Annotated in this window: 25 protein-coding genes; 21 read left to right on the top strand and 4 right to left on the bottom strand. The window is 48.1% G+C overall.

All coding sequences use genetic code 11. The features are described 5' to 3' along the window. The first annotated feature begins 21 nt into the window (after positions 1-21). The 5 genes from gcvH to EYS13_RS06360 all read left to right on the top strand — a co-directional run bounded on the left by gcvH (position 22) and on the right by EYS13_RS06360 (position 3,006). The gene (gene gcvH, locus EYS13_RS06380; protein ID WP_227767057.1) at positions 22-405 is read left to right on the top strand and encodes a glycine cleavage system protein GcvH; all 384 of its coding nucleotides are present in this window, start codon (positions 22-24) and stop codon (positions 403-405) included. A 292-nt stretch (positions 406-697) separates the two neighbouring features. After that, positions 698-1,318, top strand: coding sequence for a phosphate propanoyltransferase (pduL, locus tag EYS13_RS06375; protein WP_227767055.1), 621 nt, complete (start codon positions 698-700; stop codon positions 1,316-1,318). A 90-nt stretch (positions 1,319-1,408) separates the two neighbouring features. After that, entirely contained in the window at positions 1,409-1,708 is a 300-nt protein-coding gene (locus tag EYS13_RS06370) for a DUF5665 domain-containing protein (protein ID WP_227767054.1), read from the top strand. 17 nt (positions 1,709-1,725) lie between these two features. Then, positions 1,726-2,250, top strand: coding sequence for a nitroreductase family protein (locus EYS13_RS06365; protein WP_227767053.1), 525 nt, complete (start codon positions 1,726-1,728; stop codon positions 2,248-2,250). A gap of 9 nt (positions 2,251-2,259) precedes the next feature. Further along, positions 2,260-3,006 (top strand): TraR/DksA C4-type zinc finger protein, encoded by a 747-nt coding sequence (locus tag EYS13_RS06360; RefSeq protein ID WP_227767051.1) that lies wholly within the window; start codon positions 2,260-2,262, stop codon positions 3,004-3,006. A 37-nt stretch (positions 3,007-3,043) separates the two neighbouring features. On the opposite strand, the gene EYS13_RS06355 is transcribed toward EYS13_RS06360, so the two are convergent. After that, on the bottom strand, positions 3,044-3,454 hold the full coding sequence (locus tag EYS13_RS06355) for a hypothetical protein (RefSeq protein WP_227767049.1): 411 nt from the start codon (positions 3,452-3,454) through the stop codon (positions 3,044-3,046). 478 nt (positions 3,455-3,932) lie between these two features. On the opposite strand from EYS13_RS06355, the gene lspA reads away from it, so the two are divergent. The 4 genes from lspA (at position 3,933) to EYS13_RS06335 (ending at position 6,325) form a co-directional block, all read left to right on the top strand. Continuing rightward, positions 3,933-4,382 carry a signal peptidase II gene (gene lspA / locus EYS13_RS06350; RefSeq protein WP_227767048.1) on the top strand — a complete coding sequence of 150 codons (450 nt, stop codon included), beginning with the start codon at positions 3,933-3,935 and terminating at the stop codon, positions 4,380-4,382. A gap of 13 nt (positions 4,383-4,395) precedes the next feature. Further along, positions 4,396-5,325 carry an RluA family pseudouridine synthase gene (locus tag EYS13_RS06345; protein ID WP_227767046.1) on the top strand — a complete coding sequence of 310 codons (930 nt, stop codon included), beginning with the start codon at positions 4,396-4,398 and terminating at the stop codon, positions 5,323-5,325. Positions 5,326-5,328: 3 nt separating this feature from the next. Beyond that, positions 5,329-5,571 (top strand): putative signal transducing protein, encoded by a 243-nt coding sequence (locus tag EYS13_RS06340; protein WP_227767045.1) that lies wholly within the window; start codon positions 5,329-5,331, stop codon positions 5,569-5,571. 91 nt (positions 5,572-5,662) lie between these two features. Further along, complete coding sequence (locus EYS13_RS06335) at positions 5,663-6,325, top strand: YkgJ family cysteine cluster protein (protein ID WP_227767044.1); 663 nt, start codon at positions 5,663-5,665, stop codon at positions 6,323-6,325. On the opposite strand, the gene EYS13_RS06330 is transcribed toward EYS13_RS06335, so the two are convergent. Next, the gene (locus EYS13_RS06330; protein WP_227767041.1) at positions 6,322-6,678 is read right to left on the bottom strand and encodes a hypothetical protein; all 357 of its coding nucleotides are present in this window, start codon (positions 6,676-6,678) and stop codon (positions 6,322-6,324) included. The genes EYS13_RS06335 and EYS13_RS06330 overlap by 4 nt on opposite strands. A 91-nt stretch (positions 6,679-6,769) precedes the next feature. On the opposite strand from EYS13_RS06330, the gene hslO reads away from it, so the two are divergent. The 3 genes from hslO to EYS13_RS06315 all read left to right on the top strand — a co-directional run bounded on the left by hslO (position 6,770) and on the right by EYS13_RS06315 (position 9,693). Continuing rightward, positions 6,770-7,648 (top strand): Hsp33 family molecular chaperone HslO, encoded by an 879-nt coding sequence (gene hslO / locus EYS13_RS06325; protein WP_227767039.1) that lies wholly within the window; start codon positions 6,770-6,772, stop codon positions 7,646-7,648. Positions 7,649-7,987: 339 nt separating this feature from the next. Further along, a complete protein-coding gene (locus tag EYS13_RS06320; RefSeq protein ID WP_227767038.1) occupies positions 7,988-8,905 on the top strand; it encodes an ABC transporter ATP-binding protein in 918 nt (305 codons plus the stop codon). Then, positions 8,905-9,693 (top strand): ABC transporter permease, encoded by a 789-nt coding sequence (locus tag EYS13_RS06315; protein ID WP_227767036.1) that lies wholly within the window; start codon positions 8,905-8,907, stop codon positions 9,691-9,693. The genes EYS13_RS06320 and EYS13_RS06315 overlap by 1 nt, the downstream gene beginning before the upstream one ends. A 76-nt stretch (positions 9,694-9,769) precedes the next feature. On the opposite strand, the gene EYS13_RS06310 is transcribed toward EYS13_RS06315, so the two are convergent. Then, on the bottom strand, positions 9,770-11,689 hold the full coding sequence (locus EYS13_RS06310) for an LTA synthase family protein (protein WP_227767034.1): 1,920 nt from the start codon (positions 11,687-11,689) through the stop codon (positions 9,770-9,772). Positions 11,690-11,861: 172 nt separating this feature from the next. Between EYS13_RS06310 and EYS13_RS06305 the strand changes: the two genes are divergently transcribed. From EYS13_RS06305 to EYS13_RS06265, 9 genes are all read left to right on the top strand, one after another. After that, positions 11,862-12,893 carry a DUF1786 domain-containing protein gene (locus EYS13_RS06305; RefSeq protein WP_227767033.1) on the top strand — a complete coding sequence of 344 codons (1,032 nt, stop codon included), beginning with the start codon at positions 11,862-11,864 and terminating at the stop codon, positions 12,891-12,893. A gap of 168 nt (positions 12,894-13,061) precedes the next feature. Beyond that, the gene (pyrR, locus tag EYS13_RS06300) at positions 13,062-13,610 is read left to right on the top strand and encodes a bifunctional pyr operon transcriptional regulator/uracil phosphoribosyltransferase PyrR (protein ID WP_227767031.1); all 549 of its coding nucleotides are present in this window, start codon (positions 13,062-13,064) and stop codon (positions 13,608-13,610) included. Between the two features lie 181 nt (positions 13,611-13,791). After that, the gene (locus EYS13_RS06295; protein WP_227767030.1) at positions 13,792-14,730 is read left to right on the top strand and encodes an aspartate carbamoyltransferase catalytic subunit; all 939 of its coding nucleotides are present in this window, start codon (positions 13,792-13,794) and stop codon (positions 14,728-14,730) included. Beyond that, on the top strand, positions 14,714-16,003 hold the full coding sequence (locus EYS13_RS06290) for a dihydroorotase (RefSeq protein WP_227767029.1): 1,290 nt from the start codon (positions 14,714-14,716) through the stop codon (positions 16,001-16,003). Before EYS13_RS06295 ends, EYS13_RS06290 begins: the two co-directional genes overlap by 17 nt. An 11-nt stretch (positions 16,004-16,014) precedes the next feature. After that, positions 16,015-16,806: a dihydroorotate dehydrogenase electron transfer subunit gene (locus EYS13_RS06285; RefSeq protein WP_227767027.1), complete on the top strand. Its 792-nt coding sequence runs from the start codon at positions 16,015-16,017 to the stop codon at positions 16,804-16,806. Further along, positions 16,799-17,719 carry a dihydroorotate dehydrogenase gene (locus EYS13_RS06280; protein ID WP_227767025.1) on the top strand — a complete coding sequence of 307 codons (921 nt, stop codon included), beginning with the start codon at positions 16,799-16,801 and terminating at the stop codon, positions 17,717-17,719. Before EYS13_RS06285 ends, EYS13_RS06280 begins: the two co-directional genes overlap by 8 nt. 128 nt (positions 17,720-17,847) lie before the next feature. Continuing rightward, entirely contained in the window at positions 17,848-18,573 is a 726-nt protein-coding gene (pyrF, locus tag EYS13_RS06275) for an orotidine-5'-phosphate decarboxylase (protein ID WP_227767023.1), read from the top strand. Continuing rightward, positions 18,567-19,142 (top strand): orotate phosphoribosyltransferase, encoded by a 576-nt coding sequence (gene pyrE, locus EYS13_RS06270; protein WP_227767021.1) that lies wholly within the window; start codon positions 18,567-18,569, stop codon positions 19,140-19,142. Before pyrF ends, pyrE begins: the two co-directional genes overlap by 7 nt. A gap of 94 nt (positions 19,143-19,236) precedes the next feature. Next, positions 19,237-20,709 carry an alkaline phosphatase family protein gene (locus EYS13_RS06265; RefSeq protein WP_227767019.1) on the top strand — a complete coding sequence of 491 codons (1,473 nt, stop codon included), beginning with the start codon at positions 19,237-19,239 and terminating at the stop codon, positions 20,707-20,709. Positions 20,710-20,730: 21 nt separating this feature from the next. Here the strand turns inward: EYS13_RS06265 and EYS13_RS06260 are convergent, their stop codons facing one another. Then, positions 20,731-22,500 (bottom strand): Rqc2 family fibronectin-binding protein, encoded by a 1,770-nt coding sequence (locus EYS13_RS06260; RefSeq protein ID WP_227767018.1) that lies wholly within the window; start codon positions 22,498-22,500, stop codon positions 20,731-20,733. Positions 22,501-22,540: the final 40 nt, after the last annotated feature.

The raw sequence follows: 22,540 nt of genomic DNA, 5'->3' as shown, positions 1-22,540 counted from the left end.
CACGTGAGAGGAGGGTGTTTCTTGTATCCGTCGGATCGCAAGTATACTAAGGATCATGAATGGCTATTAGTGACAGGTGAAGAGGCTGCAATCGGCATAACCTCTTATGCTCAGGAAGCCCTGGGTGATGTTGTTTATGTGGAACTACCAGGGGAAGATGACACGCTAGAGGAAGGGAAAAGTTTTGGGGTGATTGAATCAGTCAAAGCTGTTTCCGACGTTTACAGTCCCGTTGACGGCGAAGTAATAGCGGTTAATGAAGCACTGCTTGATTCACCTGAACTGTTAAATGAAGACCCCTACGATACAGGCTGGATGGTGCGAATTAGGCTCACTAAACCCGAACAAGTTGCTAAACTGATGACCAGCGAGCAATATGCTGATTTTCTGAAAGAAGGCTGTTAATTATTTAACAGACCAGACCGTCGACAAACTCTTATCAGCCCACATGTTTTATGGAGCGGGACTGGTTTCGCTCAGCTGTCGGAGGCTTTGCCAAAGGTCAACGCGTGCGAGCTTGTCCAGAGCGAAATAATACATGTGGGCTTTGTCTACAAGCTGGGCTGTTAATAATTTAACAGCCTAAAAATATGCTCTGATACAAAATCAGGATGGAAAGCTAACATTTTACCCGGATAACCAGGATTGTTTATCATATACTAGTTTTGAGAGAACAGCAGACAAGGAGAGAAAAGCAATGCCTGATTTCGATCAAGTTGACAGAGCCGGTGAACCGGTCGGCGGCATGGAAATAACCGTTCCCGTTGGGATTTCCAACCGGCATGTGCATGTAACGGTGGGGGATTTAGATACTCTTTTCGGACAAGGTTATCAGTTGACCAAAATTAAAGATTTGTCCCAGCCAGGCGAATTCGCAGCCCAGGAAACGGTGATTATTGCAGGGCCTAAAGGTGCTATAGAAGGTGTAAGAATTTTGGGCCCTACCAGGAAAAAAACCCAGGTTGAAGTTTCTTTAACGGATTCCTTTAAGCTGGGTGTCAAGCCCCCCGTAAGGGAATCGGGCAATCTGGAGGATACACCCGGAATTGCTCTAATTGGGCCTAAAGGGGTTGTGGCTTTAAAAGAAGGAGTAATCCTGGCAGCCAGGCATATTCATATGCACCCTGACGAAGCTGCCAAATATGGTTTGGAAAACGGTCAGACTGTGAGGGTGGAAGTCCCTGGTGAGCGGGGAATCGTTTTTGATAACGTTTTGCTGCGGGTTAGCCCCAAATATGCCACAGAATTGCACGTTGATACCGACGAGGCAAACTGCGCTTTGCTGAAAAACGGTGACCGGGTTAAAGTCCTGCGTTAGCAGGACTTTTTCTTTTATAGATTTACCAGCTTTCATTAATTGTTCTGCTCGTTTTGGGGTAAATTAAGTAATACTTGGGCAGGTGAGAAGATGCTTGAATACAAAAAAGAAGAACCCGGTATTACCGAATTACAGGATAAAACCGCAGAGTTAATAGGCAGAATGGAGCGGTTAAATTTAGCTGAATATGTGGAAATGCTCAGGGATCCCAAAAGGCTCCTTTGGACTAATTTCCTGGCGGGGGCGGCCCGGGGAGTTGGTATGGCAGTGGGCTTCACCTTGTTAGGGGCTATTATTATTTACATTCTCCAACGGCTTGTACTGCTCAATTTGCCCGTGCTCAGCGATTTTATCGCAGATATTATCAGGATGGTGCGGGAACAAAGCTAACATAAGGAGGCTAAACCATGACCAAAGATGTGATCGCATGCATTTTGGAGCGCAGAAGCGTTCGCAATTTTACCGGCCAACCTATTCCGGAAGCTACATTGGGCAGAATCCTGGATGCGGCCCGTTGGGCGCCTTCTGCCGGCAATCTCCAGCCTTGGGAATTTTACGTGGTTTTAAACCCATTGCTCAAGGAGAAGCTGGCGGCGGCCTGCAATGACCAGGAAACGGTGCGAAAGGCTGCAGCCAACATAGTTGTATGCGCGCTGCCGGAAGTGTCCAAGGAAAAGTATGGGGAAAGAGGAGAGAAGCTGTACTGTATTCAGGATACTGCGCTGGCGGCTGGCTATATGCTGCTGGCGGCTGCCGGCTACGGCATAGGTTCTTGTTGGATCGGCTGGTTTAACGAAGGGGAGGTTCAAAAAGTTTTAGGCTTGCCGCCAACTCATATTCCAACGGCAGTGGTGAGTCTTGGCTACAGCGCCGAAGAGCCGCCGGCACCGGCCAGGTGGAGCCAGGATAAAGTTATTCACGTTTTAAATTAGGAGGCCAAGATGAAAGCTGAATTTGTCAAGTATAAAAAACAGTTGGAAGAAATGCGCTCCGCTTACCTGCGGCTAATCGAAGGAATAGACTCAACAGATTCTGCTACACAAGCAGCAGGTTTGCATACTGAAATGAGGGATAGCCTCAGTGAGTTGTCTTCCTATGACAATCATCCTGCTGACTCAGGTTCCGAGCTTTTTGAACGCAGCAAAGATTTGGCCCTGAGGGACAATGCCATAATTCAACTGCAGAAAATAGAGGATGCCCTGCAAAAAATTGCGGCTGGCACATACGGTCGTTGCAATATCTGTGGTCAGGAGATACCTGCTGAAAGACTGGAGGCTGCTCCGGAGACTACCTTGTGCCTGGACTGTAGAAAAGAATTTGAAGGCGAAGGGGACAGACACCCGCGTCCTATAGAAGAGGATGTAATTGTTCCACCTTTTGGCGGGTTAACTCACGATCAATCTCCGCTGGAGCTGGGTGAGGCGGAAGATGAGATTATGTATGACGGGGAGGATGCTTGGCAGGATGTAGCGCGTTTCGGCACTTCCGACACTCCTTCCGACGTACCAAATGCGGGACATTACCCCGAGATCTATTATGATTTTGACGAGGATGTGGGGATGGTAGACGATGTGGATCATATCCCCTACGAAATTGGCGATGATGGGATAATTTACGAGAATTTTACCGGACTTGATGATGAGGACACTCCGGCGGAGAAGATTGATGTGGGAGAGCAGCATCATTAAAGGAAAAAGCTCCATCTTGGGATGATGGAGCTTTTAATCATTTTTCCGTGACGTAATCATCGATATACCAATTACCGTTTTTATTGGTCAAAGATACCGCTTCCCGCAGCCGCAGGGTTTTGGTTTCTTTTCCTTCCAGGTAACTGACCGCGTAGTTAAGCTGGTAAACTTTTTTTGTTGGTTCATCCCAGGCCTTGCGGATTTCACTCTCTTTAAGCCGTGATTTGCGTAATTTTACCCGATCTCCCAAATATAATTTTTGTGCCTTAAATTTATTTTTCAGCTCCGGGGTAATCACTGCATTTACCCCACTGCGGTCGTTGCCGGCTTGACTCCGCATAAATTGCTGTGTTACAGCTTCAGGGTCGGTAAAATCTACATTGACCCGCCCGCAGCCGGGTGTGATAAAAAGCAGACACGACAAAAGCAGGTAAAGCAAAGGGCGCAAAGTTGTTCCCACTCCTAACTATTTATGTCTTTTACGGGACGGTCGGGCCAACATCCTGCCCAGCAGGGTAAGAGGATAGGCTAAAAGCAGCAGCCATTTCCAATTTTTTCTATTGATGCCTAGCATTTGGCAAACCTCCTTTGGCAAATTTGTTGCTTCTTAACTAAATCTACAGGCTGAAAACCGCGGCTTGTATCCGAACATCCGTATTGATAAACTAAAAACAGGAGGTGGGGAGATGGTTCCTGAAAATATTTGTCCTGAATGCGGACAGGAGCTTATACCCGAAGGTGGATGCCGTTATTGCCCGTTTTGCGGGTGGTCTTCTTGCGGAAATTGAACCTTCTTGTTTCACCTCCTGGCATTATTTTGTCCCGCCGGAGGTGAAACTATTTACTGCACTTTTTGTCCTAATTGCAGTGCATATATAGGGTATGCTAAAATTATCACGAATTGGTAAAGCTAAGGAGGAGATTATTTGCATTTCTTTTTTGTAGTTTTTGCTGTCCTGTTCTCAGACCAGTTGGTTAAATTCCTGGTTGTAAAAAACATGGCAGAAGGCCAATCCATACCTGTAATCCCCGAGATTTTTCACTTGACTTTTGTGAAAAACTACGGCGCCGCCTTCGGCATTATGGCCTATAAGACTTCTTTTTTTGTAGCTATTGGCATAGTTGTGGTACTGATAATTTTATTTTTTTACCGGCGCCTTGGCCATGAACAGAAACTGCTGCGCCTGGGGCTGGCTTTACAACTGGGAGGGGCCATTGGAAACCTTATAGACCGCTTGAGGACCGGTTATGTGGTAGATCTTTTTGATTTTCGCATTTGGCCGGTGTTTAATTTGGCTGATACAGCTATAGTTATCGGTGTAGCGCTGCTCTGCTGGGAAATCTTGCGCATGCCGGAAGGAAAACGTAATCCATGATCAAGGTGACACAATGGAAGTAGTGAATTTTTTAATTACAGCAGAAGATAGCGGCAAACGCTTGGACCGTTATTTGACCGAACAGCTGCCGGAATTATCTCGTTCACGTATTCAGGAACTGATTGGAGCGGGGCAAGTTCAGGTTAACCACCAGGCAGTTAAAGCCAATTACAAATTAAAAAAAGATGATGCGGTCACCGTGGTTATTCCAGCCCCTGAACCTTTAGAAGTGCTGCCGGAGGCGATACCGCTGGATATACTGTATGAAGACGGCGATTTGCTGGTTGTGAATAAACCGCAGGGTATGGTTGTCCATCCTGCTGCCGGCAATTATTCCGGCACTTTGGTTAATGCCCTGCTTTATCATTGTCGGGATCTATCCGGGATTAACGGGATTCTGAGGCCGGGAATTGTTCATAGAATTGATAAAGACACTTCCGGGGTCTTGGTGGTGGCAAAAAACGACGCCGCTCACCGGCATTTGGCTAAGCAAATAAAAGAACATTCGGTTACCCGCACCTACCTGGCGTTAGTCCACGGCACGATTAAGGAACAGTCAGGCAGGATCGAGGCTCCGATCGGCCGCGATCCGCGGGAACGAAAAAGAATGGCCGTTGTGGACAAAAATGGGAAAGAAGCGGTAACTTCCTACACTGTATTAGAGCGTTTCGTGGATTATACTTACCTGCAGCTCCGGCTAAAAACAGGCAGGACCCACCAGATCAGGGTGCACATGGCCTATTTAGGTCATCCTGTGGTTGGAGATCCCAAATACGGGCCCCAAAAGCCCCATTTCGGCCTGGAAGGACAAGCGCTACATGCCTCCACTTTGGGGTTTGTCCATCCCCGCACCGGGGCATATCTGGAATTTACGGCGCCCCTTCCTCAGTATTTTGCAGATTTGCTGGAAAAGCTCCGAAAAACCCGTAAGAAGGAGGCGTAGGGATTGGCGGAAGAGTGGGAGGTAGTGTTTATTGCCAGGGATAAACTGGAAGCTGAAGTTGTCGGTGAACTTCTGGATTCTGAAGGGATACCTGTGCGTTTAAGCGGTGAGTCGCTGGGAGAACTTTATGGCCTGCATACGGGGCCGCTGGCCCAGGTAAAAATCCTGGCACCCAGCCGGTACGCGGAAGAAGCCAGGAATCTAATCGCGGCGGAAATAATTGAAAGTGATCCGGAGAAAACATAAACATTCAGCTAGTTGAAAATATTAACCCTTGTGTCCGCTGATTTTGGGGTGTATATAACTTAAAAGCTACAGCGTGGGGAAGGAGAAAGTTGTGAGCGTTAAAATCATCGCCAAAAATTTTTCTACAGGAGCAGGTTACGATCTGCAGGTTTTGGAAACGGGAGCCAGCCTCCGGGATTACCTGGAGGCCTTAAATAATTTTATTTTGGAGGGCCAACTTACCAGGAGCAGGGGAACCCAAAGCCAATGTGCAGGCTGCGACCTTTGCTGTCACGAGCGGATTCCTTTGACCTTGGTTGACATCTACCAGTTGAAAAGAGGTTTGGCTGAGTTGGGGCAGGATTTGGCACTGGCCGATATTATTAAACGCTATACTAACGTTAAGGCGGAAGGCAGTGTAATAGATATCACTTTGGGACAGACAGAGCTGGGCGAATGCCTTTTCCTGGAAACTGAAAACAAGAAGTGCACCATCTATAACCATAGGCCTCTGGTCTGTCAAACCTATATTTGTGCACCTCTAAGTCAGCGGGCCGAAAGGTTAAGGGAAACAATTGTTAATTTGGGAGAGGATCAGCTGGTGAAATGGTGCTTGCAAAACATACCGGAAGCTGAATTATACCATGAAGCGTGGGAACCGGAAGTAAACCCCGCTGACTGGATTGACACCCCTTTCCAAGGGAAAGAAGATTACGACGAGGTGCTAATAAAAGAAATATGCCCGCCAAGGCTTTGGCAGGCGCTGCTGCGCTAACGTTCGCTTTGTTGTTGTTTAAGGCGCATGGCCGCTAGAATCCCAATTATGCTGTAGACAATTACCATCAGGTAATCGAAAAGCAGCAACTGCCACGAAGGTAAAGGGGAATAAAGCGCGTAAGCCAAAAGGTAGGTAACCGTGTTAAAACTGAGCGTTACCGCTAAAACGTCAGGAAGAGCGGTTTTGAAATTGGACTTTGGTATGGCGATGAGCCAGGAAATGCTGAAAAATGTTAAAAAATTCATTACCATATTGGCTACCAGACCCTGGCCTCCTGCAGTTAAATAAATTGCAAAGAAGTATAATAAAAAAGTGAGACCTTGGTAAAAGAGAAACTGGACAAAACTCACGCCTGTTGACTCCTTCCGTAAAATGCGATACTAACATTTTAACTGATATGCTATTATTTTGTCTATTAGACACATAACCGGGGTGAAGGATATGGAGGATTACGTAATAAGGGCCACTGCAGGGGACGGCGCAATTAGGGCCTTTGCTGCTGCCACAACCGGGTTGGTGGAGGAAGCAAGGAAAAGACACGGTACCTTGCCTACTGCTTCAGCTGCGTTAGGCAGAGTTTTAACGGCGGCGGCTATGATGGGTATCACCTTGAAGGGTGAGGACACACTGACCCTCAGAATTGTAGGCGATGGACCTCTTGGGGCAGTAGTTGCGGTGGCCGATGCAAGCGGAGCAGTACGGGGATATGTGCAGGAACCCTTGATCCATTTGCCCAGCAAGGCAGCGCGCAAGCTGGATGTAGGTAGGGCGGTTGGTAAAAACGGCATGGTATATGTGACCAAAGACTTGGGTTTAAAAGAGCCTTATACAGGCAGCGTGCCTTTGGTTTCCGGAGAGATAGCCGAAGATTTGAGCTACTATTTTACCGTTTCAGAACAAATTCCAACCGCAGTTGCTTTGGGAGTAATAATTGAAACTGATAATTCCGTAAGGGCAGCCGGCGGCTTTATGGTTCAACTATTGCCGGGTGCTGAGGAAGGGACGGTAGAGAAACTGGAGGAGAATATTCAGGCCATGCCGCCGGTTAGCCAACTGGTAGATGAAGGCCTTTCTCCGGAGGAAATCTTGAATAAGGTTTTAAAGGGTTTTGAGGTCACCGTCCATGAAAAGCTCCCTCTTAAATTTTACTGCGGTTGTTCGAGGGAGCGCCTGGAAAAAATTTTAATCAGCCTCGGCAAGGAAGAACTGAAAAGCATGCTGCGGGAGCAGGGTCAAGCTGAGTTAACCTGCCATTTTTGCGCTGACCGGTATCATTTTACCAAAGAGGATCTGGAAAGACTCCTTGAGGAAATCAAATAATAAAGTTTGCTGCAGCAAAACTCAGCGAAAAAAACATTTCTTTTAACCCGGACAAAAAATGAGTCAGACTGGTTTTTTAAACTAAGTCCCCAGTCGCCAGTCATTAGTCACCGGTTGCGGCCTATGAATGCGTCCTTAGTATTTGGTTGTTAGTCTTTAGTTTAATGAAATTCTCACATGCTGTCTTGCTTCAGTACTAATGACTATTGACTAACGAAAGCGCGACTTACCGGGGACTGGTGACTTCTATTGGTCACTTTGATGGGCATAATTGTGTACCTTTGATTTTCATTTTCTTGCTAAGCTTCCTAGAGCCATGCGGAAAGCGGAGGATGAAGAATGTGTTTTGTCATTGAAGCTGAAAACTTAACTAAAACATATGGGGATTTTCAGGCTGTAAAAGGTATAAGTTTTAAAGTTAAGGAAAGGGAATGTTTCGCACTTTTGGGCCCCAACGGGGCAGGGAAGACTTCGACGGTAAAAATGATCTACTGTTTTTCGCCGGTAACCAGCGGAAGGCTTACAGTTTTAGGATACGATGTAACACAAAAGCCCCGCGAAGTGAAAAGTAGAATTGGGGTAGTCTCCCAGGAAGACAATCTGGACCAGGACTTGACAGTATGGGAGAACTTGGTTGTTTATGCCGCTTATTTTTCCATACCTAAAAAAGAAGCTGAGCGTCGGGCTAAGGAATTGCTCCATTTTGCTGACCTGGCGGATAGGGCCGGGACCAAGGTTGAGGAATTATCAGGGGGCATGAAGCGCCGTCTGACCATTGCCCGGGCCCTTGTCAACAAACCGAAAATTTTAATTTTGGATGAACCCACCACCGGGCTGGATCCCCAGGCCAGGCACCTAATTTGGCAGCGGCTGCGGCAGTTAAAGCAGCAGGGAGTGACATTGATTTTGACAACCCACTATTTGGAGGAAGCGAGCCAGCTTTGTGACAGGCTGCTTATTATGGATGAAGGGAAAATCTTGGAGGAAGGCAGACCCGCTGAGTTGGTACAAGCCCATATTGGACAAGAAGTGTTGGAAGTAAGTATGGAAGGGGACCGGGCAGAACTTATTCGGCGCGTTAAGCCATACATTTCAGGTTATCAATTGATGGGAGAAGTCACTTATCTCTACCCTAAAGACGGTGAAACCCTCTGGGCTGAATTAAGGAAAACTCCCTATACCTTTTACCACCAGTTGCTCAGGCCGGCAACCCTGGAAGATGTCTTTCTTAAGTTGGCGGGAAAGGGGCTGGAATAATGAACTGGTTAGAGCTGTGGCGCCGGCCTGATTTAAGTTTACAGGCTTGGCAAGTCTTTAAACGCAACCTGCTGGTGTTTAAAAAGATCTGGGTTACCAATATCACCTTTAACTTTCTTGAACCGCTGATGTATCTGGGAGCCATGGGCTATGGGCTTGGAATGTATGTTACTGACATTCAAGGCATGCCCTACCTTAATTTTATTGCCCCGGGGCTGATTGCTTCTTCCGCTATGTGGGCGGCTGCTTCCGAATGCTCCTATGACAGTTTTGTGCGGATGAAATTCCAGCATACATACCACGCCATTATTGCCACTCCCATTAATATTGAAGAAGTAGTGTTGGGAGATATTTTATTTGGAGTTTTTAAAAGCGTGCTTTACGGTTCGGTAATCCTGCTGGTAATTGCTGTTTTAGGTCTGGTACCTTCTTTTTATGCTTTGCTGATCCCTTTGGTGTTGGTCCTGTGCGGCTTTGTTTTTGCTGAACTGGGTCTAATTTGGGTGGGTTTTGTACCTAATATAGATTCGCTGAGTTACTTTTTTACACTACTAGTAACCCCTATGTTTCTGTTTGCCGGCGTTTTTTATCCTTTAGAGGGGATGCCTCTTTTTATTCAAAGGCTGGCCTGGTTTACACCCCTTTATCACCTGGTAGTTTTAATCCGTTCTTTGTCCTTTGGCCAGGTTAGCTGGAATTTGCTGTTTAACGTGTTATGGCTGGTTATATTTATTCTTATCTTTCTATTTCCCCCGCTAAATTTAATGCGCCAGCGGTTAATCAAATAAATTGAGCAAACAGGGATTTTGCCGCAGTTTCCAAGACATACTATTGGCAGCTAAAAAAGCCAGGACAGTAGAAAGCTCAAAGCTTACTATCCTGGCTTTTTTTGTTTAAGCTTGGCATTAAGTCATGTTCCAGCACTTGGTCCGAAATCCAAAGCCTTTTTTGAGCTTGGGCAATTTGCGCTGTATACTGCTCTACAGGCAGGATTTCTCCGCTTTTAACATCGTATACCTGACCAGTAGTCTGCAAGTAAAAAATTTTACCGTCCGTGAAAGAACCGTTTCTGAACACTGCTAACCCCTGGGTAGAGCTCAGCAGGTCCTGGCCCAGCAGGTTAGGCACTTTCAGCCCCAGAAGGTTAGCCAAAGTGGGGAACAGGTCAATTTGGCCGCCGGTTATGTTCTTTGTTCCAGCGTGGGCATCTCCCGGCAAGTGGATGATGAGCGGAACCTTTTGCAGTTTGGCCCAGGTTAATTCATCATCGGGTGCCGCCAGGAAAGCCAGCAGGTCGTCTTTCTCCACCTTGCTAACGGCACTGTGGTCCCCGTAAACTGCAACCACGGAGTTTTCCCATAACCCGTTTGCCTTGAGCTCCTCAATAAAGGAGCCTAAGGCAGCGTCAGCATAGTGGATAGCTTTGAAATAGTTTCCCAAAAAAGTTCCGGCATATCTGCCGGGATCAAAGTCAGAACCCGCGCTGAAAGCATCATAGGGATAATGGCTGGACAAGGTTACCAAAAAAGCGTAAAAAGGTTGAACAGCAGCGGCAAGTTTAGCGGCTGACTGTTTGAAAAAAGATTTATCTCCTAAGCCCCAGCCAACCTGTTCATCGGGGATGAAATCCTCCTTGCTATAAAATGCCTCAAAACCTAAACTGCGGTACATGGCAGCTCTGTTCCAATAGCTGGGCTTGTAGGCATGTATGGCCATGGTGGTATAGCCTGCTTCCCTTAATTTGCCGGGCAGTGAATTAAACCGGTTAGCAGCGTACTGAAAGTATACCGAGCCTTCCCTGGCAGGGTAGTAAGAAACGTTTACCAAAAACTCAGCATCGGAGGTATTTCCTTGTGCCGTTTGAAAATAAAAATTATTGAAATATATGCTGTTGTTTAAAAGCCTATTGAGATTAGGAGTGATTTCCCTACCATTGATTTTTTTGTTGAGGACAAAGCTTTGCAGTGCTTCCACTTGAACCACGATCAGGTTTTTATTTTTCGCAATGCCAAAGTATTTGCTCTGCTCCGGTTTTGCAGGTGGAGTGCTGGCAAACCATTGGCTGATTTCTTGCCGGGATGCCCTGGAAAGCTCTTTTTGGCTAAGCTGTTTTTTGGCATACTTGTAGAAATCAAAAGCATGAAAATTTAAAATTCCAATGTTCTCCACAAAAAAAGTTTGATCTAAAATATTGGTAAACACTCTTTTACCCATGGTGTTTTCCAGGCTTATAACCTTGAAGGAAATCAGGGAAATACCGCAAAAAAAGAGTAGCATAGCCTTAGCCGCCCTTTTTCTGAATAAAACTTTTTCCGCGCTGGATCGTGCTTTGCCTGAAATTTTCAACAAAGGGAACAGTAAAGGCAAATCAAACAGGAAAATCAGGTCCCCAAGTTGAAAAAGGGAAAACACGCTCTGTTTAACCGAACCTGCTTGAGCTACTTGTAAGAGAACGGGGATGGAAATGACATCGCTGTAGTACCTGTAAAAAAACAGATCAGCAAGCATTATCAAGGATATGAGGATGTCGCACAGGTATAGGAAAAGGGCTCTCTGTGTTATGGGTAAAAGGAGGATGCATCCTGCGATTATCAAGACGGAGCCTAAAGAAGCTGCCAGGAAACCGGTAGGCTTCATCACGCCGATTTGGTCATTAAACTCCATGACTTTAAAGAGCATTAAACAGGCAAAGAGCATATAATCCAAATTGCGGGCAGCATAACCCGCAGCAGATGCTTGCACTTTTGCTAACCACTTCTGGGAGTATAAATTTACTGAAGACATATTACAACCTCTTATACTGTGCATTAAAGGTTAAATGTGTAACAAAACTATTATAGACTAATTACTGCTATTAGCCAAGGCAGAAGTGACAGAAGGCTAGGGGACTAGAACGACAGGAAAAATTGGATACTCTGAAAAACATTGTATTTATTTGCGTTAGGGAGGGCTGTTAGTGGAAAGCATTCTGGCTATTGATGTAGGGGGCGGAACCCAGGATATTTTACTTTATGAACCGGACAAACCAATTGAAAATTGCGTGCAGCTTATTTTACCTTCCCAAACGGTGGTAGTAGCCGGGAAGATTGCACAAGCTACTGTACGAGGTCAGGGGGTATTTTTACATGGCAAACTGATGGGAGGGGGGGCTTGTGTCAGCGCAATCAAAAAGCATTTAAAGCAAGGTTTTCCGGTTTACGCCACCCCTCAAGCGGCTAAGACAGTGGCTGACGATTTGGACAAAGTCAGATCCCTGGGAATTGAGCTTACGGAAGAGCAGCCTGGAGGGTCCATCGCTATTGAAATGGGTGACGTGGATTTAAAAACGCTGGCGAAAAGCTTGGAGCCCTACGGCGTGACTTTGCCCAAAACTGTAGCCGTAGCGGTGCAGGACCACGGGGAAAGTATTGGCATGAGCAACCGTTTGTTTCGGTTTAAACTGTGGAAGGAATTCTGCGAAGCCGGTGGCGACATCAGGAATTTGCTCTACCAGAAGGTGCCTTCCTCTCTCACAAGGATGGCGGCGGCCATTGAGAAACTACCCGGCGCTTACGTCATGGATACCGGTGCAGCAGCCATCTGGGGGGCTTTATGCGACCCACAAGTAAAACAACACCAGGAAGAGGGTTTGGTAGTGCTTAATATCGGCAATCAGCACACTGTGGGCATTTTGCTCCAGGGCTACCGGGTCTGGGGGCTGTTTGAACATCATACGGGTCTCCTCACACAGGGTAAGCTGTTACATTATGTTGCAGCCTTGCAGGCGAAAAAACTGCGCAATGCGGAGGTCTATGACGACGGCGGGCATGGCTGTTACATCCATCCTGATTACGTGCGCGGCAGCGGCTATAAATTTGTGGCGGTTACCGGCCCACGCCGCGAGTTAGCCCGGGCGGGAAATTACTACATGGCAGTTCCTTTCGGCGATATGATGTTGGCCGGTTCTTTCGGTTTAATCGCAGCTATTACAAGTAAAAATGCTACTTGACATTGCCCCAGGGATACTTTAAACTACCAGTAAGCAAGTTACCTTTAAGTTGGTCCCGTGAGGCCAGGAAGGGAGATATTGATTTGCCTTATATGGCGGTGATTATCTAACCTTTCCTGGGGGAAAGGTTTTCTTAATTTTAAGGCTAAGTTAGCAGGGGGTGGTAGGATGAATTTTACGGTTAAAACTCAAATCATGGATGCCGAAAAAATGCGCCGTACTTTGATCAGGATTTCTCACGAGATAGTGGAGAAAAACAAAGGCACGGACAACCTGGCCTTAATTGGGATTCGCCGCCGGGGGGTGCCTTTGGCGCAGCGTTTGGCCAAGCATATAGCAGAAATTGAGGGCGTAACTTTACCGGTGGGCGTTTTGGATATAACTCTCTATAGGGATGACTTAACAACAATTGATCACCAACCGGTAGTGCAAAAAACAGAAGTTCCTTTTCCAGTAACCAACAAGAAAATCATTTTGGTTGACGACGTGCTTTACACCGGCAGAACTGCCAGAGCAGCTTTGGATGCCATAATGGATCTTGGAAGACCGGAGGCGATCCAGTTGGCGATCTTGGTGGACCGGGGTCACAGGGAACTTCCCATCCGCGCCGATTATGTCGGTAAAAATGTTCCCACTTCCAAAAAAGAAATAGTTGCCGTCAATCTGGTGGAAATAGATGGCAGCGATGAAGTGCAGATTTTAGAAGCAGCAGAATAAGAAGCTTGCTCCTTTAAATGTAGTCCGGAGAGGCTAACAAGGAGAACAGGCTGATTTTTGCCATACGCCTGGACCTCCTTGTGGGGTCCATTATTATTTAGGATAACTTTATGAAGTGTCACAGGTTGCACCAACAACTATCAACCACCAATTAACAACTAATAAAGGGAGGAAACAAAAAATGTGGAAGCGCAAAGACTTGCTGGGTTTGAAAGAGCTTAGCGCCGACGAAATCAATCTGATTTTGGATACTGCTGTCCCGATGAAAGATATTATCAAACGGGAAATAAAAAAAGTACCAACTTTACGAGGTCGCTCCATGGTTACTTTATTTTATGAACCAAGCACCAGGACACGCACTTCATTTGAAATTGCTGCCAAGTACTTGAGTGCCGATACCTCCAGCTTAACAGTGGCAACCAGCAGTGTGGTAAAAGGCGAAACTTTAATTGATACGGGTAAAACCATCGAAGTGATGGGGGCAGACGTAATCGTTATCCGCCATGAAGCGGCGGGCGCTCCCCATTTGCTCGCCCAAAGGATTAAATCCCGGGTGATTAACGCAGGTGATGGGATGCATGAACACCCCACCCAGGGGTTACTCGACATGTTTACTATCCGGGAAAAGAAGGGGAAGCTGGCTGATTTAAAAATTGCTATTTTAGGGGATATACTGCACAGCAGGGTAGCCCGTTCCAATATCTGGGGATTGACCAAGTTTGGCGCCAAGGTCAGGGTTGTTGGCCCCAGCACGTTGCTTCCCAAGGAAGTCCAGCGCATGGGGGTGGAGGTGTTCCAAAGCGCTGAAGAGGCGCTAAAGGATGTGGACGTGATCAATGTGCTGCGGGTGCAGAGGGAAAGGCAGAAAAAAGGGCTTTTGCCTTCGCTGCGTGAATATTCCAACCTCTACGGCCTGGACCGCAAGCGTTTGGCACTGGCAAAGCCCGATGCTTTGGTTATGCACCCCGGGCCTATGAACCGCGGTGTGGAAATCATGCCTGATGTTTACGACAGCTTGCACTCGGTTGTGGACGAGCAGGTGACCAACGGCGTCGCAGTACGGATGGCTATCTTATATCTTCTCATGGGAGGGAAAAACGTCAATGAAGTTGTTAATTAAAGGCGGCAGGGTAATTGATCCGGCCAACGGCATAGATGGGATTAGGGATGTATTAATTGTGGACGGACTGATTGTAAAAGTTGAGGAGAACATTAACGAAGAAGCGGATGAACAGATTGAAGCCGAAGGTAAAATCGTTGCTCCCGGTTTCATCGACATGCACGTGCACTTGCGGGAGCCGGGATTTGAGCATAAGGAAACCATTGCCAGCGGTACCAGGGCTGCCGCGGCAGGAGGTTTTACTGCTGTGGTTTGTATGCCAAACACCAACCCTGTTGCCGACAACAAGGCAGTAGTTTCTTTTATCAAACAAAAAGCTGAGCAGGAAGGCAAGGTGAAAGTTTATCCTGTTGGCAATGTGACCAAAGGGGCTCAAGGGGAGGAACTGACGGAAATCGGCGAACTGAAAGCGGCCGGAGTGGTAGCGCTTTCCGACGATGGAAAGCCGGTGCATAATGGGGAAATAATGCGCAGGGCTTTAGAATATGCCCAGATGTTCCAGCTGCCGATTATCAGCCACTGCGAGGATTTAAATCTGGTGGCAAGCGGTTATATGCACGAAGGTTATATTTCAACAGTCCTGGGTCTCCGGGGAATTCCGGCTGCGGCAGAGGAAGTAATGGTGGCAAGAGATATTATCCTGGCAGAGTTAACAGGTAGCCCGGTGCATATAGCCCACATCAGCACAGCCGGTTCAGTGCGGCTGGTGAGGGAAGCCAAAGCAAGGGGCATTAAAATAACGGCAGAAGCAACACCCCATCACTTTACTTTGACAGATGAGGCGGTAATTGGTTATAACACCGCTACAAAGGTGAACCCCCCACTGCGCAGCAGCAGACACCGGGAGGCAATTCTGGAAGCACTGGCTGACGGCACTATTGAAGTAATTGCTACGGACCATGCTCCCCACGCCCGGGAAGAAAAAGAAGTGGAATACGCCTATGCCCCAAACGGCATGGTAGGGTTGGAGACAGCAGTGCCCTTGATGGTCACTCAGCTGATCCATACCGGAATCCTCGACTGGAGCGAGGCTATAGCCAAATTGACAATTAACCCGGCTAAAATACTGAACCTTCCCTTGGGAACTTTAAGTGCCGGCAGTCCGGCGGATGTGACAATTATTGACCCGGAAAAAGAAGCTGTTGTAGATCCCGCAAGATTTCAATCCATGGGCAAAAACACTCCTTTCGCCGGGTGGGAACTAAAAGGCTGGCCGGTTTACACTATCGTCAATGGCAGGGTGGTCATGGCAGACGGCAAAATTCTGGAATAAGGAGTGGAAAAATGGCCAACCAGGTGCTGGGAAAGATTATCGGACAAGAGGAAGCGGCCCCCGGGATTTACTTTATGGAGATTTTGGCACCGGAAATTGCGGCCCAAGCGAAACCGGGCCAGTTTGTGCATGTCAAGTGCGGCAGCACTTATGCACCGCTTTTACGGCGGCCCATCAGCCTGCATAGTATAGAGCCGCAGGTAGGAAAGATCGGCCTTTTATACCAGATAAAAGGTCAGGGAACCAAGCTTTTAGCCGGTATGCGGAGCGGACAGGCCATCGATCTCTTGGGGCCTTTGGGGAATGGTTTTCAACTACCCGCAGGCCTGGGTAAAGCGCTGGTGATAGGCGGGGGCATGGGAGTGGCCCCCCTTTTACCCCTGCTGCAGGCTTTGCAGGCGATAGGCAAACCGGCCACGGCAATTTTAGGCTTCAATGATTCTTCCTCCCTTTTGCGCGTCCAGGAATATGCCTCTTGCGCGGAAAAATTGCTCTTGACTACAGTTGACGGGAGCGCCGGTGAAAAGGGTTTGGCAACGGCCCCTTTGGAGCGGGAACTGCAAACTGCTGAATATAGCATTGTATTTGCCTGCGGGCCTGAACCCATGCTCCGGGCAGTAACAGCTATAGCTGATAGCCAGGGAATAGAATGCCAGGTATCCCTGGAAGCATATATGGCCTGCGGCATCGGGGCTTGTCTGGGATGTGCCTGCCGGACACGGGAAGAAGGACAGGAGAGGTATACCAGGGTTTGCTGCGAAGGACCTGTTTATGACAGCAAGGCGGTGATCTGGAATGAGTAAGGTAAGCCTGGCAGTTAATGTAGGGGGACTGAAGTTAAAAAATCCGGTGCTTACCGCCTCGGGCACTTTTGGGTTTGGTCTTGAGCTTTTACCCTATCTGGAGCTGAACCAACTGGGAGGGGTAGTGGTGAAGGGGACTACCTTGCAGCCCAGGCAAGGGAACCCGCCGCCCCGCTTGGTGGAAACTCCCGCCGGACTTTTAAACGCGATCGGACTGCAGAACCCGGGTGCAGATTATTTCCTGGCTGAGATTTTGCCGGAGTTAAGGCGGCATCAAACCAACTTTATCGTCAATATTTCTGGCAATACCGTAGAGGAATACGGAATCCTGGCAGCCAAACTGTCGGTTCCGGGGGTGGCAGCATTGGAAGTGAATATTTCCTGCCCTAATGTCAAGGCCGGCGGCATGGTCTTCGGTACTGACCCCGCCTTGGTGGCTCAAGTGACGCGGCAAGTTAAGTCCAATACGCATTTGCCGGTGATTGTCAAATTGTCTCCCAACGTAACCGATATAACAGCCATTGCCCGGGCTGCGGCAGAATCCGGCGCTGATGCCCTGTCTCTGATTAATACTCTTTTGGGAATGGCTATAGACATCTACAAGCGTAAACCGGTTTTAGGTAGCGTCACGGGCGGTTTATCGGGGCCCGCAGTAAAGCCGGTTGCTGTCCGCATGGTCTGGCAGGTGGCTCAGGCCGTTAAAATCCCTATCATCGGCATGGGTGGCATTGTTACCGTGGAAGATGCCCTGGAATTCATTCTGGCCGGAGCCACTGCCGTGGCGGTGGGAACAGGTAATTTTCTGAATCCTAGAGCCACAATTGAGATCATCCAGGGGCTGGAAAAATACTGTCTGGATAATGGGATAGCAGATATTAGTGAGTTGGTGGGGGCGGCCCATATTAGTTGTTAGTTGTTGGCTGCTAGTTGATAGTTGATAGTGAAAACATTTCACTATAATTTTAATGCAAAATTCAAATCGTCCAGGGTAATAGCTGTCAGCTGATAGCTGAAAGCTGTGGGCTGAAAAGGAGTGATCGCGTGCAAGAAATTAAAGAACGTTTAATTGTTGCCTTAGATGTTGATACTTTGCAGGAAGTAGAGGAACTGGTCGAACTGTTAGGTCCTCATGTAGGGATGTTCAAAGTTGGTTTGCAGCTTTACACCAGCCTGGGCCCAAAGGTGCTTCAGACTATCCATGCCAAAGGGGGGAAAATTTTTGTTGACCTCAAGCTGCATGACATTCCCAACACGGTAGCCCAGGCCAGCCGGGTGTTAACCGCCTACGGTGTGCGCATGTTTAATGTGCATGCTTCCGGCGGACTGAAAATGATGGCTGCTGCTGCCAGGGCGGTGGAAGAAGCGGCAAGAGAAAAAGGCATTGCCAAACCACTCTTGATAGCGGTAACCGTTTTAACCAGCCTGGGGGAAGAGGATTTACAGGAAATAGGCCTAAAGGGCTCCCCGGAAGAAACAGTGCTCAAATGGGCCAAGTTAGCCCAGGAAGCGGGGTTGGATGGCGTAGTGGCCTCGCCGCGGGAGAGTTCCTTGATTAGGGCCGCCTGTGGTCCCGGATTTCTGACGGTTACCCCCGGGGTACGCCCGCAGGGGGCAGAGCAAGGAGATCAGAAGAGGGTTGCTACTCCGAGGGAAGCAATCCGGCAGGGTTCTTCTTACCTGGTAATAGGCAGACCCATTACGGCTGCGGCCGATCCGGTGCGAGCAGCCCAGGCAATTCTTGCTGAAATGGAGGAGGGTTTATGTTAACTCAAGCAGAAATACAACAGATATTTATTGCTTCCGAAGCTCTGTTGGAGGGCCATTTTCGTTTAACCTCCGGCAGGCACAGCGACCGCTATATCCAGTGTGCCAAAGTTTTGCAGTACCCGGAATATACAACTAAACTCTGCCAGGAACTGGCAGGGCGTTTTGCCGGCGCAGGGGTGGACCTGGTTGTGGGACCGGCCATGGGAGGCATAATTGTGGCCTATGAAATGGCCAGGCAGCTTGGGGTAAAGGCCATTTTTACCGAGCGGGAAGATAACGTGATGCAGCTGCGCCGTGGTTTCACCATTAAACCGGGGGAAAAGGTTTTAGTGGTGGAAGATGTTATAACTACAGGCGGTTCGGTGTCGGAAGTTATAGAACTGGTCCGCCAAGCAGGAGGTATTGTAGCAGGTGCTGCCGTACTGGTTGACAGAAGCAACGGTAAAATTGATTTAGGTGTCCGTACCGAGAGTTTGCTGGCCATGGATGTCAAATCATATTCCCCGGAAGAGTGCCCTTTGTGCAGCTCAGGTTTGCCACTGGTTAAACCTGGCAGCCGCAAGGTTTAGCCGGCTGCATTTTTTGCCTGTCGGTAAGATAAAATATAATGAAAACTTGTAGGAGTAAAGACGTATTTGGTTGGTACAGCAGTGGGGGGATCCTATGAACAAAAAAGTGGTGCTGTGCATAATTGATTCACTTCACCCCGGCGTGCTGGAACAGTGTTTCGCCGGCGGACTGGCACCTAATTTAGATTTCTTGCGCAAAAACGGCTTTTATTCCCCTGCGTGCGTTTCCGTCTTCCCAACTATGACCCCTACTGCCACTGCAAGCATCATGACCGGTACTCAGGTAGAATGTCACGGGGTACCGGGTTTTGTTTGGTATAACTACGAGCAGGATCGGTGGGAAAATTATGGCGCTACTTTCAGTGCTGCCCTGAAACAGGGGCTGGGGAGAACCTTATATAATTGGTTTTACCGTTTAAATCACTGCCATTTAAAAAAAGAGGTTTTAACCCTGCATGAACAGTTATCCAAGCAAGGTCTGAAATCTGCCAACCTTAATTTCTTTATGCGACGAGGTTCTGTAAAACATGAGCCCAACTTTCCATGGTTGCTCCGCCTGCTCTCCGGAAAATGGCTGCGCGGGGAACAAATCCTGGGGCCGGAAGAGCTAATCCTAGGCAAAATAATCTACCCTCCTGGCTTGACGTTGCAGGGAGCTTATCTGTACACACCATGGAAACGTTACGGCATCAACGATGCTTTTACTGCTGCGGCCTGCCTCCATTTGATCCAACGGGGGGAACTGCCTGAGTTGACGCTGCTCTATTTCCCCGACAACGATCACTATAGCCACCGGCACGGCCCGTGGGCTACAAGTAAAATCATTAGGCGGGTGGATGCCTACTTAGGCGAGATTTTACGGGCTTGCGGTTCGGATGAAGTTTTAAACCGGATGATTTTTATCATCATGGGGGACCATGCCCAAACACCGGTCTTGCGGGGAAAAGAAGCGGTGATTAATTTGGAGCAGTTGCTTCCTTCTTACCGAGTTTTGCGCCTCGGCGCTCAGGGCAGCAGGGACAGCGATTTGGTTATCAGCCCCAATGAGCGGATGGCCTATATTGATATTTTGCATGAACGCCTGGAGCTCAGGCGCAAAATAGTGGGGCAGCTTGCGAAAGATCCCCGGATTGCCCAAGTGATGTGGCGGGAGGAGAAAACTTACTTTGTAAAGAGCGGCGGGAACGGTCAATTGCTAGCCTTTTCCTCTGGGGGAAGCTTTAAGGATGATGCCGGCATTGGGTGGGATTTTGAAGGTGACATTGCAGTTGTAGGCGGCAAAGTTAAAGAAAATACAGTCCACTTTGCTGAGTACCCTGATGCATTTAACAGGATAAGACACGCATTGGAGGCCAGGCCCGAAACCTGCATTGCCTTATCTGCCGCACCCGGTTACGAGTTCGGCGGGGAAGCGGCTGCTATCCACCCCGGCGGCGGGAGTCACGGTTCCTTACACCGGGAGGATTCCCTGGTCCCGCTGATCATAGCGGGCACCGACAAGCAGCCACAAACATGTCAAATAGATAAGATAGCCCCCTTTATCCTCGAACATTTAACAGGAAAATAACGCCCGGCGATGAGCCGGGCATTACGCTTTAAGTTTGTTGACCACTTCTTCCTCCGGGGTGACATAGATGGTCTGCTGGTGATCGTAGATTACCATTCCAGGTTTGGCTCCGTTAGGCTTTCTAACGTACTTTTTCAAGGTCCAGTCCACAGGTACCTGGCCCGAATATTGTCCCTTGCTGAAATATGCAGCCAGGGTTGCGGCCTCCAGCAAGGCGCTGTCCGGCACATTTTTCCCCCCGGTTTGGATGACCACGTGGGAACCGGGCAGATCTTTAACATGCAGCCAGATGTCGTGATCTTTAGCCAGTTTCATCGTCAGCCAGTCATTTTGCCTGTTGTTTTTGCCCACTAAAATCGGTAAACCGCTGCTGGCCCGAAAGACCATAGGCATTGCTTTTGCTTGTTCTTGCTGGGGTTTTTTGCTTTTCCTTGGGATATCCTGCTCCAAGTAGCCCTGGGCAATCATTTCGCTCCTGATTTCAGCCAGTTCTGCCATTTGATTTGCCCTATCAACACTTTCCAGAACGCTTTCCAAATAATAAATTTCTTCGTTGGTTAAGCGCAGTTGTTCCTGTGCTTTTTTTGCCCCTGCTTTGGCTTTGTTGTACTTTTTAAAGTAAGTTTGTGCATTTTGGGCAGGCGAGAGCTCCGGTTTTAACTCGATCAAGAGGGGACCGTCATCAGGGTTGTAGAAATTTTCCACCAGGACAGTCTTGTCGCCTTTACTAACGCGATAGATATTGGCAGTCAAGAGCTCACCTTTAATCCGGTAAGGTTCGGCCAGTTTTGCCTGGGCGATGGTCTCTTCCTGCAGCGCCTGCTTTTTTCTGTTTCTCTCCAGCTCTTTGGTTAAAATTCTGCGCAGCTCATTTTTAGCCCGTTGCAGTTCGTCCTTAGCCTGCTTCGCCTGGAAAAAACTGTCCAAGGCCTCGCTCATGCCGGGAAAAATCATTTCTTGGGCAAAAGGGAACTGTTGTAATTTAATAGCAGCGTAATCCAGCAGGTTATCCCGGAACGAGTAGACCGATGGAGTGAAAGCACCGGTCTTGACAGCCGCAGCAATGCTTTGCAATTCCTGCCACAGCCTGGTCAAATCATAATCTCCCAGCAGTTCCAGCGTTATTTCCTGGTCCAAGCCTGCCCTGTAAACAATTTCGTTTGCCATGAGGGAACTGAGCCCAGCCAGTTGTTTAACCAGTATTTTACTTACTTTGGCAGAAAAATTGTCGTTAAAAAGCGCGGCTTTAAATTGCTCCTCAGAAATGTGGAGCGGGTTAAGCTTATGTTGAGCGGGCGGGGCGATATAAACCCTGCCGGGAAGAACTTCCCGGTGCCTGCTCACCGCATGGGTGTAGCGTTTGATGCCGTCGATTATGGTGTTTGATTCCGGGTCCACCAGCAGGATATTGCTGTGTTTGCCCATGATTTCCACAATCAATTGCTTGCTCTTCATTTGACCAAGTTCATCCAGGGCTTCCACGGTAAAAGAGAGCAGCCTCTCCAATTCTTCCTGCTCGATACTCAATATTTTGCCGCCTTCCAAGTGTTTCCTCAAAACCATGCAAAAAAGAGGCGGGTTAAATGGGTTGCTAAAATTGGCTGTAGTCAGGTGTACTCTGGCATCATAAGCGTGGGCAGACAATAGAAGTTTAAAGTTTCCGCTTCGCTGGCGGATGTGCAATACTACGGTATCTGAGGACGGTTGATAAATTCTATCTATGCGACCGTTTAAAAGTCTTGCCGATAGTTCCTGTTGTACAGCAGCCAGTACAATCCCGTCAAAGGCCATTGTTTTACTCCTTTTCTCAGTCTTACTATTAATTCATTCT

The sequence above is a fragment of the Zhaonella formicivorans genome, from assembly GCF_004353525.1.
In the GTDB taxonomy this organism is placed as follows: Bacteria; Bacillota; DUOV01; order DUOV01; family Zhaonellaceae; genus Zhaonella; species Zhaonella formicivorans.
Note: the sequence above shows the minus strand (reverse complement) of the source record. Positions and strands in the feature narration are given on the sequence as shown.